The sequence below is a fragment of the bacterium genome, from assembly GCA_037131655.1.
Lineage (GTDB): Bacteria > Armatimonadota > Fimbriimonadia > Fimbriimonadales > JBAXQP01 > JBAXQP01.
Genome location: JBAXQP010000076.1, coordinates 1 through 10,335, shown reverse-complemented (window position 1 = coordinate 10,335; position 10,335 = coordinate 1). Strand labels below are relative to the sequence as shown.

12 protein-coding genes are annotated in these 10,335 nt (G+C 47.0%); 11 read left to right on the top strand and 1 reads right to left on the bottom strand.

The features are described 5' to 3' along the window. From WCO51_05215 to WCO51_05165, 11 genes are all read left to right on the top strand, one after another. The coding region (locus tag WCO51_05215; GenBank protein ID MEI6512660.1) for a DUF1385 domain-containing protein at window positions 1–450 on the top strand (450 nt) is incomplete at its 5' end. A 303-nt stretch (window positions 451–753) separates the two neighbouring features. Beyond that, a complete protein-coding gene (locus WCO51_05210) occupies window positions 754–963 on the top strand; it encodes a hypothetical protein (protein MEI6512659.1) in 210 nt (69 codons plus the stop codon). A 217-nt stretch (window positions 964–1,180) separates the two neighbouring features. Further along, window positions 1,181–1,564, top strand: a complete 384-nt coding sequence (locus WCO51_05205; GenBank protein MEI6512658.1) for a hypothetical protein — start codon at window positions 1,181–1,183, stop codon at window positions 1,562–1,564. Window positions 1,565–1,709: 145 nt separating this feature from the next. Next, window positions 1,710–2,336, top strand: coding sequence for a hypothetical protein (locus WCO51_05200; GenBank protein ID MEI6512657.1), 627 nt, complete (start codon window positions 1,710–1,712; stop codon window positions 2,334–2,336). A 47-nt stretch (window positions 2,337–2,383) separates the two neighbouring features. Then, complete coding sequence (locus WCO51_05195) at window positions 2,384–3,376, top strand: Gfo/Idh/MocA family oxidoreductase (GenBank protein MEI6512656.1); 993 nt, start codon at window positions 2,384–2,386, stop codon at window positions 3,374–3,376. A 22-nt stretch (window positions 3,377–3,398) separates the two neighbouring features. Continuing rightward, complete coding sequence (locus WCO51_05190) at window positions 3,399–4,388, top strand: Gfo/Idh/MocA family oxidoreductase (protein MEI6512655.1); 990 nt, start codon at window positions 3,399–3,401, stop codon at window positions 4,386–4,388. 53 nt (window positions 4,389–4,441) lie between these two features. Further along, window positions 4,442–5,737 (top strand): alpha-glucosidase/alpha-galactosidase, encoded by a 1,296-nt coding sequence (locus WCO51_05185; GenBank protein MEI6512654.1) that lies wholly within the window; start codon window positions 4,442–4,444, stop codon window positions 5,735–5,737. Window positions 5,738–5,978: 241 nt separating this feature from the next. Next, window positions 5,979–7,010 (top strand): TIM barrel protein, encoded by a 1,032-nt coding sequence (locus WCO51_05180; GenBank protein MEI6512653.1) that lies wholly within the window; start codon window positions 5,979–5,981, stop codon window positions 7,008–7,010. A 218-nt stretch (window positions 7,011–7,228) separates the two neighbouring features. After that, on the top strand, window positions 7,229–7,744 hold the full coding sequence (locus WCO51_05175) for a DUF4446 family protein (protein MEI6512652.1): 516 nt from the start codon (window positions 7,229–7,231) through the stop codon (window positions 7,742–7,744). A 63-nt stretch (window positions 7,745–7,807) separates the two neighbouring features. After that, window positions 7,808–8,407 (top strand): sigma-70 family RNA polymerase sigma factor, encoded by a 600-nt coding sequence (locus WCO51_05170; GenBank protein ID MEI6512651.1) that lies wholly within the window; start codon window positions 7,808–7,810, stop codon window positions 8,405–8,407. Window positions 8,408–8,471: 64 nt separating this feature from the next. Continuing rightward, window positions 8,472–9,410, top strand: a complete 939-nt coding sequence (locus tag WCO51_05165) for a zf-HC2 domain-containing protein (protein MEI6512650.1) — start codon at window positions 8,472–8,474, stop codon at window positions 9,408–9,410. Between the two features lie 58 nt (window positions 9,411–9,468). Here the strand turns inward: WCO51_05165 and WCO51_05160 are convergent. Beyond that, window positions 9,469–10,335, bottom strand: an 867-nt coding sequence (locus WCO51_05160) for a hypothetical protein (GenBank protein ID MEI6512649.1), incomplete at its 5' end; no start/stop codon positions are given.

The following is a 10,335-nucleotide window of genomic DNA, read 5'->3' as shown; positions in this document are numbered from 1 at the left end:
GTCGTTCATGCCATCGAGCGTGGCGAGCGGCTCACTTTGGATGTGGTCAAGCGAATGCCGAGAGTTCATCCCAGATGCGGCACAAACCTTGCGGCTGGCGCCATGTTATTCATAGGTCTATCTCAGATAGGTGCAACTCATAGCATTGGCGAGATAGGACTGCTTCTGGCGCTAATGTTAACGATCTTCTTATGGAGGCCGGTAGGCAACCTAGTGCAGCTAATCTTTACCACTAAGGAACCAACCGATAAGCAGCTTGAAGGAGCTATCGAGGCGGGAAAAGAGCTTTTAACGAACTATCAACGAACAGGTATGAGGTACACCACCCTTGTCCAACGCCTTATCAGTAGTGGTCTGCCTCAAGTTTTAATAGGCTGGGGCGCCTGTTGGGCCATAGTCTTCAGCATTTATACTTTGCTCCATATAAATTTTCCCTTAATCAGTCAATAAAAGGCCTTTTATTGACTTAGTTTGCCAAGCTAACAATCAGTGATGAGCCACCCTCAAAAACTGCTCGTCTTGCTTCAAAGGGTCTAAAGATGAGAAAAATGGACATTTTTTCATATTTTTTATGTTTTTTTCAAAAATGTGCCTCTTTGGTCTTGACTGTTGAAGGAAATTGTTTTATCCTGTTAAAAGGATATATAACGCGATGAAGCGAATAGGCCTAAAGGGAGCATTCCTTGCGGAGTAAGGGTTATCTCTTAAACAGCATTTAAGTACCATCTCATATACAAGGAAGGAGTAAGTAGCATGGAGTTTTTCAACGTAAAAACACGAGAGAAGGTCACTGTACCTGACAGTGACATCAAGAAATTGAAGATTGAGCGAAAGACATCGAAGGGTGTCCAGGTAAGGTATGCAGTTACGACAGAGGTTGGCGGAACTAAATTGTTCAAGTTCGTCAACGAAGCGACCTTTATGTCGTTGAACGTACCTGAAACAGTATCTGAACCAAAGTAAGACGATTGGGGAGGGGTGACACGGATGTCGCCCCTTTATCATTTCTTCCTCTCCTGCTAAGCAAGCAAGCCGCTAAATTTACCAGTTTTTTCAAAGCTACTGAAGCTGGCGCCTGACTCATAACTGCCAATTTTACCGACCCAATTCATGCCTGTTATAGGTAATAATATGTCAGGTGACCCGATCGAAAGGTTAGGGTCTGCAGTAGGAGTACTCAATGTTAAACGCAACTATCAATTGCAAAGTTTGGTCGCGGCATCGCCGGTTACGTCCAAATGAGCACAACCTTGCCATTGCCTTTTGGAGAGATTATCTATCGATTTCACAAGAGGTTCGAGCTGAGAAGATCAGTCCTTATCAGGTGACTGACGAGAGAGGCCGTTCGGGAAGCAGTTTGACAGGTGTGACATTCACAGAAACTCAGGCGATCATTTATCACACCCGTGCGCTTACCGGAGAAGATATAATTCACGAGCTATTGCATGTGTCCCATTCTGACTGGAATGAGCAGATGGTGGTTCAAGAGACCGATCGCTTGGTCGTGTTGATGTCAAGCTGCGCAAAACAAATCAGCCCAAAACTCGGATACGCACCGGTGTAGAGGGTAATCTAATAGTATCCTTGAAAGCCAGACGGGGCAAAGGTGCCCCTCTGGCTTTTAGTTTGCGTTTTCTATTAATATTAACTCCATAATAGGTCTACTGCGAGAAGGATAATCCACGAGACCACGGAAGAGAAGGCGTATTATGCAAGCAAATACGAAACAAATCGAAATTGTGATGAGCGCTCAAGTCGGCCCGATGAATGATATTCGCAAGCAAAAGATCACCGAGGCTATCGGACCAGGCTTTGTGATGGGCAATGTGAACCTGCCGGGCGCAGTTGCTTTTGTTAATCAATCGGCTGGTATAACCGTTATTATTACCGATGCTCAGATTGGTCTGCGTTTGGATGGTCAGGATATCAATGCTGACTTTAGCCAGATGTCAAAAGTGCTCGATAGCGTTCGAGACACTCTGTTATTGGATGATCGAATGCCTGCTGCCGTTCAGATTGTCGGTCATGTTTTATCGGATGCGCCGACAACCGAGATATCAGTGGAGCACTTTGGGGCGATGACGGGTGATGAACTGCGCCGTCGTTTTAACGGTTTGCGAGGCGTTGGTCTCAGAATAACTTTTGAACAGCCGCCTTATACTTGCGATCTTCATATCGAGCCGTTTTATGCCGATCCCACCGTTTTTTATATTCGATTCGGAGCGGCATCTCAGTCTCCAACCTCCGTTTCGCATTTAATGGAGGATGCAGCCAAGTTTCAGGATTATTCTCGTAAGGACGCGCTCGACTTTATCGAGAGTATGATCGTCGGTTAAGATTCTTTTAACGCCTCGTCATTTAGTTTTAACGGGTGATGAAGTTCATGTCGGATGCTGTAAGGGTAGGTATTATCGGCTGCGGCAAAATGGCACAGAACCATATCGGGCGCTTTTTAGCGATGCCCGAATCGGAAATTGTTGCCATCGCTGAACCGATAATGCAAGGAGTGGAGTCAGCTCGAAGTCGATATGTAGAGATGTTGAACGTTCCTGTCTTCGCCTCTCATAAGGAAATGCTCGAAAAGGTTCCGATGGATGCGGTATGTATTACCACCCCGCACACTATGCACTTTACTCATATTAAAGACGCTTTTGATGCAGGCATGCATATCTTGTGTGAAAAACCGATGGTGTGCAGCGTACGCGAGACCAAAGAAGTAATATCCTGGTTCGAAAGCGACCCGAAACGGGTAGATATTGTGAGTTATCAGTGTCGATTTGAAGGCACTTACCGATATATGCGCGAAGGAGTCGCTGCCGGCAAGATAGGTAAAGTGCAGTATATTCGAGCGTTGCAATGTCAAGAGTGGTTGAGGATGTCGCAGGGCACTTGGAGACTTGATCCGAAGTTGTCGGGCGGCGGTCAGCTTAATGATTCTGCCAGTCACCTGATGGATTTTCTGCTATGGATCACCGACCTATCACCTGCCAGAGTGAGCGCTTTTATCGATAACTGCGGCGCGGAGGTGGACATTAATTCGACGGTATCGATTATATTTGATAACGGCGCCCTTGGCAATATCGCTATTGTTGGTAACGCTCCTCAAACCCATGAGGAATATTCTGTAGTTGGCGATAAAGGCAGCTACTTCTATATTGACGATGAGATTTATACGGATGATGAGAATGGCAAAAGTGTAAAACCCGCTCATCTTCCCACGAGCACAACCCCGACCCATAATTTTATCCAATGCATCTTAGGCGAGGAAGAAAATGGGTCGCCTGTTAAAGGTTTCCTCCCTGTGATGCAGCTAGCTGAAGCCATTTGGCGTTCAGCAGCTCAGGGTGGGCTTCCAGTAGATATCGATAAAGACTAAATAAAAAGTAAGGAGCTTTTCAATGACAAACAAGGTTCGAGTTGGAATTATTGGCTGCGGTGGTATAGCGATTTCCTCACACATGACTCATCTTTCGCAAATTCCTGAAGCTGAGATCGTTGGTCTGGCGGACACCAATCCTGAACAGATTAAACTCACAAAGGAAAGACGACCGGAATTAGTGGATGTGCCTGGTTTCAGCACTCACCAAGAGATGCTTGAGAAGGTCCCGATGGATGCAGTGGTTATCGCCACACCGCATACGATGCACTACAGCCAGATCAAAGATGCCTTTGATGCCGGTATGCACATCTTGTGCGAAAAGCCGATGGTTTGTACCGTACAGGATGCTAATGAGGTCATCTCATGGTTTAACAGCGATCCTAAACGAATTGGCGTAATTGGCTATCAACGGCGCTATTCGGGTCTATTCCGATATATGCGTGATTGTATTGCTGCCGGCGATTTGGGCAAGGTGCAGTATGTCAGCGTTCTTCAATGCCAGGAATGGTTGAATATTTCTAATAATACTTGGCGGTCGGACCCTGCGCTTTCGGGTGGTGGCCAGCTCAACGACTCAGGAAGCCATGTGATGGACATTCTTCTATGGTTGACTGGTCTGAAGCCTAAAAAAGTGAGTGCCTATACGGACAACCTTACTGCGAAAGTAGATATTAACTCGGTCGTCTCAGTGGTTTTTGATAATGGAGCGCTCGGGAACATCTCCATATGCGGGAATGCGCCTCAGTTCCATGAGGCCTTTACGGTTGTTGGGGACAAGGGATGCTTTTACTTCGATATGAGCCAGCCGCTCAAATTTGCTGATGCCCAAGGCAATCTCACCGAGATAACGAAATTCCCTGAGGGCACTTCATCAACCAGCAACTTTATAATGGCGATTCTTGGCCGTGAAGAAGTTGGCTCGCCGGTTCAAGGCTTCCTGCCTGTCATTACGCTTACTGAAGCCATTTGGAATTCAGCGGCGCAAGGCGGAAAACCGGTAGAGGTATAGGTTGGTAAGTTAGCTTCGTTAGCCGATGATATAAGTAGGAGAATTAACCGTTAATGGCAAAGATTGCGTTTATCGGCGCTGGCAGTGTCGTTTTTTCTGAAAATCTATTAGGCGATGTGTTGAGCTTTCCCGAACTAGGGGAAAGCCACATCGCCTTAATGGATATTGATGAAGCTCGTCTCAGCACAGCGGAGCGGATGGCCAAAAAGGTCGGGCAAGCGCTTGGCGCTAACCCGAAAGTAACGGCTCATCTGAACAGACGTGAAGCGCTCGAAGGCGCGGATTATATTATCAATAGCATCCAAGTCGGTGGGTTCGAACCGGCGACGATGCTTGACTTCGAAATTCCCAAGAAATATGGCCTTAGACAGTCGATTGGTGATACTCTCGGCATCGGCGGTATTATGCGCGGGCTTCGGACTATCCCCGTCTTGCTCGATATTTGCCGGGATATCGAAGAGCTTTGCCCGAACGCTCAATTACTGAACTACTCAAATCCGATGGCAATGCTCTGCTGGGCAGTCAATCGGGCCACCAAAGTCAAGATGGTGGGTTTGTGTCACAGCGTTCAGGGAACTGCATGGCAGCTTGCCAGTGATCTTCAGCTTCCTTTGCTTGAAATCGATTACCTTTGCGCCGGGATCAATCACATGGCGTTCTACCTCAAGTTCGAACATAAGGGCGAAGACCTCTACCCACGCCTAATGAAGCGGGTCGAAGAGGACACTCAGCCTGACTTTAATCGAGTGCGATATGAGATGATGAAGCGTCTGGGCTATTTCGTTACTGAGAGCAGCGAACACTTTGCCGAATACGTGCCCCATTTCATTCGCCGCGATCGCCCCGATCTTCTAAATAAGTTCGAATGGATTATCGACGAATACCCAAGGCGATGCCGAGTACAAATCGAGCGATGGCAGGAGATGAAGGAGCGTTATGAGAGTGACGATCCTATCTCGGTCAAGCGCAGCAACGAATACGGCTCGCTGATTATCCACAGCATGGAAACCGGTCAGCCGAGGGTGATTTATGGCAATGTTCAAAATAATAGTCTGATTTCCAACCTACCAAGCGATTGCGTTGTTGAAGTCCCCTGCCTAGTTGATAAATGCGGCGTCCAACCGACTCAAATTGGCGCATTACCTCCGCAACTAGCAGCTATCATACAGACCAATATCAATGTCCAATCGCTTACGGTAGAAGCTGCCCTAAAGGGAAAACGAGAACACATCTACCAAGCCGCCATGCTAGACCCACACACGGCCGCCGAGCTAACCCTCGACGAAATCTGGTCCATGGTAGACGATCTCTTAGAAGCCCACAAACCCTATTTGCCTAAGTATTCGTAAGGAAAAGGCTATCACTTTCTTGGCAGATTCCACGCCTTTGACCCTGAAAACACCTCTGATGAGGTGTTTTTGATTCCCGATCGTTCTTCATGCTTTGATTCCTTTCACATTTCTTCCCACATCCTGGTTGCTTTTTCAAGGGTACTGCAATATAATCATTTTTACATATTCTCAAGATTCGTTTGGGAAGCATATTAAGTCATTCACCGGCTTAGAGCCGTTATGCAAGGGAGGCACATCTATGACTGGGGTTTATCGTTTTACTTTTGGGCCTTGGAATATCCATGAAGGGGCCGATCCTTTTGGCCCGCCCGTTCGATGCACAATTGATTTCGCAAAAAAATTAGAATGCGCCGTGAAAAACGGCTTTAGCGGCATTCAGTTCCATGATGATGATGCGGTTGACATCACGCTTCCTCTCGTCGAGCAGGATAAGAAGCTCAAAGAGCTTAAAAATATGCTCGGAAATATGGGGTTGGAGCCTGAGTTTATTGCGCCAAGGTTGTGGGAGCATCCGATGACCATCGATGGCGGTTGGACTGCCAACAGCTCGGAAGCTCGAAAGTATGCATACGAAAGATCGAAGCGCTCGGTCGATATTGCAAACGCAATCGGCACAAAGAAGATCGTTCTCTGGCCTGCTCGTGAGGGAAGCTATACTCGCGAATCCAAAGATCCGGTTGAGGCAACCAATCAGTTTGTCGATTATTGCAATATGCTGCTTGACTACGATAAGAACATTCTAATTCTTGGTGAAATGAAGCCGAACGAACCGATGGACATGGCTTTCTGCCCAACCACCGGGCACTTTCTGGCTATCGCTTCGAGGACAAACGATCCCAAACGTGTTGGCGTTTTAATTGAAACCGCCCATGCGATCTTGGCCGGCCTCGAACCTTCAGAGGAAATTGGCTTTGCGATGTCCTTCGGTAAGTTGTGGGGTATTCACCTTAACGACCAGAACGGACTCAAGTTCGATGAAGACAAAGCATTCGGCACCGCTAATCTTGGCCGAGCCTTTTCACAAGTTTTCGTCCTCGACCAATATGGGTTTGGCCAAAATGGTGAAATGGTTGGTTTGGACGTCAAAGCGTTGCGAACGCAGTCCGATGAGACATGCTGCAAGCACCTTATCTACAGCAAGGCCATCTTCGAGATGCTGGTTGAAAAGGTCCGCTCCTGCGATCGTAAACTAGTCGCCGAACTCCGAGCCAATCGCGACTACGAAGAACTAAACTTCTACATCGCAAAGCATTTGATGGGTGTGAAGTAAAGCTATCAGCTCTCAGCATTCAGCTATCAGTCCCCTGCCTAATTTGGCGGGGGACTGAATTATTTATCTTCGAAGCGCCTTTTAATAAGAGTTAAAACCTGCAGAGACCAATGGTAGTGACTGGTATAATAGAGAACGTTTTGAAATTTGATGAAGACGCACGGCGCTTAATGGGTGGCGTCTTTGCTTTGAATGATTGGGAAGGAGCCTAGAGCAAGTTGGCTTTCATTAATGAGATAGTTCGATTCTTTTTGCATTTTTCGGGACCAGCAACATTTCTTTCGGTTATTTGTCTTGTTCTCACGGTTTGGCTAGTTATCTATGCCTGGCGTTGGCGACGCTTTACTCAGAAGTGGCGCACTCTTATGACAGGCACTAGCGGCCAGAATTTAGAGGTGGTCTTATACGACCAGCTCCGCGCAAAGATGCAGATGGAAGACGATGTGCATGATCTGCTTGAAAACATGAAACAAGTCGAGGCGAATTTGAAGCGCTGTGTGCAGAATGTTAGCATCGTTCGATTTAATGCCTTCGAGGATGTTGGCGGGGAGCAGAGCTTCGCTTTGGCGCTTTTTGACGGCAATGGGGATGGCACTGTGATCAGCACGGTCTATGGGAGAGTTGAAGGCCGAGTCTATGCGAAAGAGCTTAAGAATTGTGCCGGTATTCAGACGTTGACGGCTGAAGAAGAAGCTGCAATCGCTTTATTGCGTCCTAGGACGCTTGCCGAATAAAATCGCTGCTTCGTTCGTCTATCAAATGTTGATCGAACCACGCTGCTTGGTTATTATGCCCTTATGAGCGATCCTACGGTCGGTAACGATTCGGTTCTAATTGAGTATTGCCAAAAAGGCGATCGGGCCGCGTTTGACCTGTTGGTGCGCCGATACGAGCGAAAAGCCTATCAATTAGCTTTTCGTCTTTGCAACGGCAGCAGTGATGATGCGGGTGATGTGGTAGCCGAGGCTTTTTTACGCGTCTTCACTAGCATCAAAACTTTCCGTCAAGATGCAAGTTTCACCACCTGGCTCTTTCGAATTGTCACCAATGTCTTCCTCGATATCCGCAAACGCGAACGCCTTCGCTCTCACGAATCTCTCGATGCTATCCATGATCTCGAGGAAGGCTCAGTCACTCCTCAGATAGCTGATCCATTACCTGGGCCTGATGCGGCAATTGATCGTGATGAACGTGAACAACTCTTACAAAAAGCCATCAACCGTTTACCCGATTATCAACGCGCGATGGTTTTGATGTTTCACGTGGAAGGGTTATCCTATGAGGAAATTGCTGAAGCGATGGAGCTTCCGTTGGGCACGGTAAAATCACGGCTAAATCGAGCAAGACTGTCATTAAAACAGTATTTATCATGTTTTAGGGAACAATTTGAGACCTAAGTATGTCAAAAAAGGGAAGCTGGGAGAAATTCCACAGCATTCAGTATCGAGAAGGACTGATCCAATGAACTGCGAACGTACACAAGAACAATTTTCGGCTCTGCATGAGGGGAGCATTAGTCAGCCGCTCCGAGTTGCTTTGGAGCAGCATTTGCTGCAGTGCGCTAGTTGCCGCGATGAATACACTGAGTTTGCTCGGGCGTGGGATTTGCTTGGCACATTTGAAGCTATCGAACCACCTGCCGACTTGCATCAGACCATTATTTCAAGAGTGGATGCATTTGAATGGGCTTCAAAGCGCAATCGTCCCCCAACATGGCAGCTATTTTTTAACCGTGGCCTTGCCTTTGTCGGCGTGGCTGCGATTATCCTTTTCGTCTATCTCTTCATCGACGTTAAATCGGGCCCGCGTGAAATAATAAGAACAAGCATAACAAATATCTTTAGAAATGAACCTGCGCCAAATCCAGTTGCAAAATTCGACTCGCCAGTTCTCGAAACACGGCGATTTGGGCAGACATTGGGCTATATTATTCGCTTGACCGCCACCGATCCTTTGAAATATGCTGCTTATGTGACTGAAAATGCCTCAAAGTATAATTCCGATATGGTGAAGTCAAGTTTATCCGGCACCGTCAGGGCCAATGGCTCGGTCGATATTCCATTAGGGATGACGTTATCGTCAACTGAAAACTCAGTCATTTGGTTTGTCTATGGCCGTGATGAAGTTGAGCAAGTAACCTTGTTCATAATTCCATCGAGTGAAGCGCCGACCGGAGCCAAATCAGGCTCCTTTAGCGGAACCTTAACGCAGGTATTACAAGAGATAAGCATTCACTATGGGTTAGCAGTGCAGATTGACAACTTGACTGAAAATCCTAACGTCATCATCGCGAATTTTGAGGTTTCGGTTAATGAGACGGTTTTGGGAGCGCTTAATAGGACTAATTATCAGCTAGTTGACATAACAAATGGGGTCATACATATCGCTTTGAAGCAATAACCTCTCCAATTGGTTTCGAGCAACCAACGGCGCTGCAAATGCAGCGCCGTTTTGGTTTTTATCGGTCGATATGATAGATCGCGATGCTTCTGCCTTGGTATTCCTGGCGTAGATAGCTTTGTTGTTCAGCTTCACTGAATAGTTTCCGCCAGGGTTCGCCTTGGAAACCAGAGCCCCATTGTTTGTTAATTAGTACATCGGTGTAACCGTTTTTCTTTAAGAAATCGATCAAATCCTTCGCATTTTTGAAGCTGTCATAGGGGATAAGCGTATGATGACCGGGGTTGCCCCAAACGTAGGGACGGTCAAAATAAAATCCGCGCACCTCATCGATAAGTAGTATCTTTGAGTTGGGAAGCATGTCACTGGTGAAAGGTCTGTCATTGATGAAGCGTGATGCGTCTATAAGCTCACCCTCTGAACCTTCTAAGTATTCCTCCTGAGTGATTCCTCCAATAACGGCCAATGCCTGTCTAGTCGTGAAGAAAGGGATGAAGCCCATCAAGAGGATCAGCGCCTGAAATGCGATTAGAATTCCGGCCAGCCATCTAAACCAAGGCTTTTCTTGCGCTGCAATCATTCCAAAAAGCGATGCCAGTAAAGGGAGTATCATTAATAAATAACGTGACTGCTGGCTTAAGAAAAACCAACCTAATGTCATCCCCCCGACTACCAGCAGGAGAAATGCCGTTGGTTTTGGCAATCGAAGGAAGGGGATTGCCAATAATAAAAAGCACCAAAGCGCGCCAATTTGAGCGAAAGGTGTGCCGACATTGGTGAACCCATAGTTGCGAGTGATTTGCCCCTCGGGAACATACGCAGCCAGGTTCCAGGGAAGCATTAGAAAGGCTTTTAGAGATTGACGCTCCTCAATAGTTGCGCCAACTCCGAAAGATTTTTGCTCCTCACTATACTGAGCTGCATT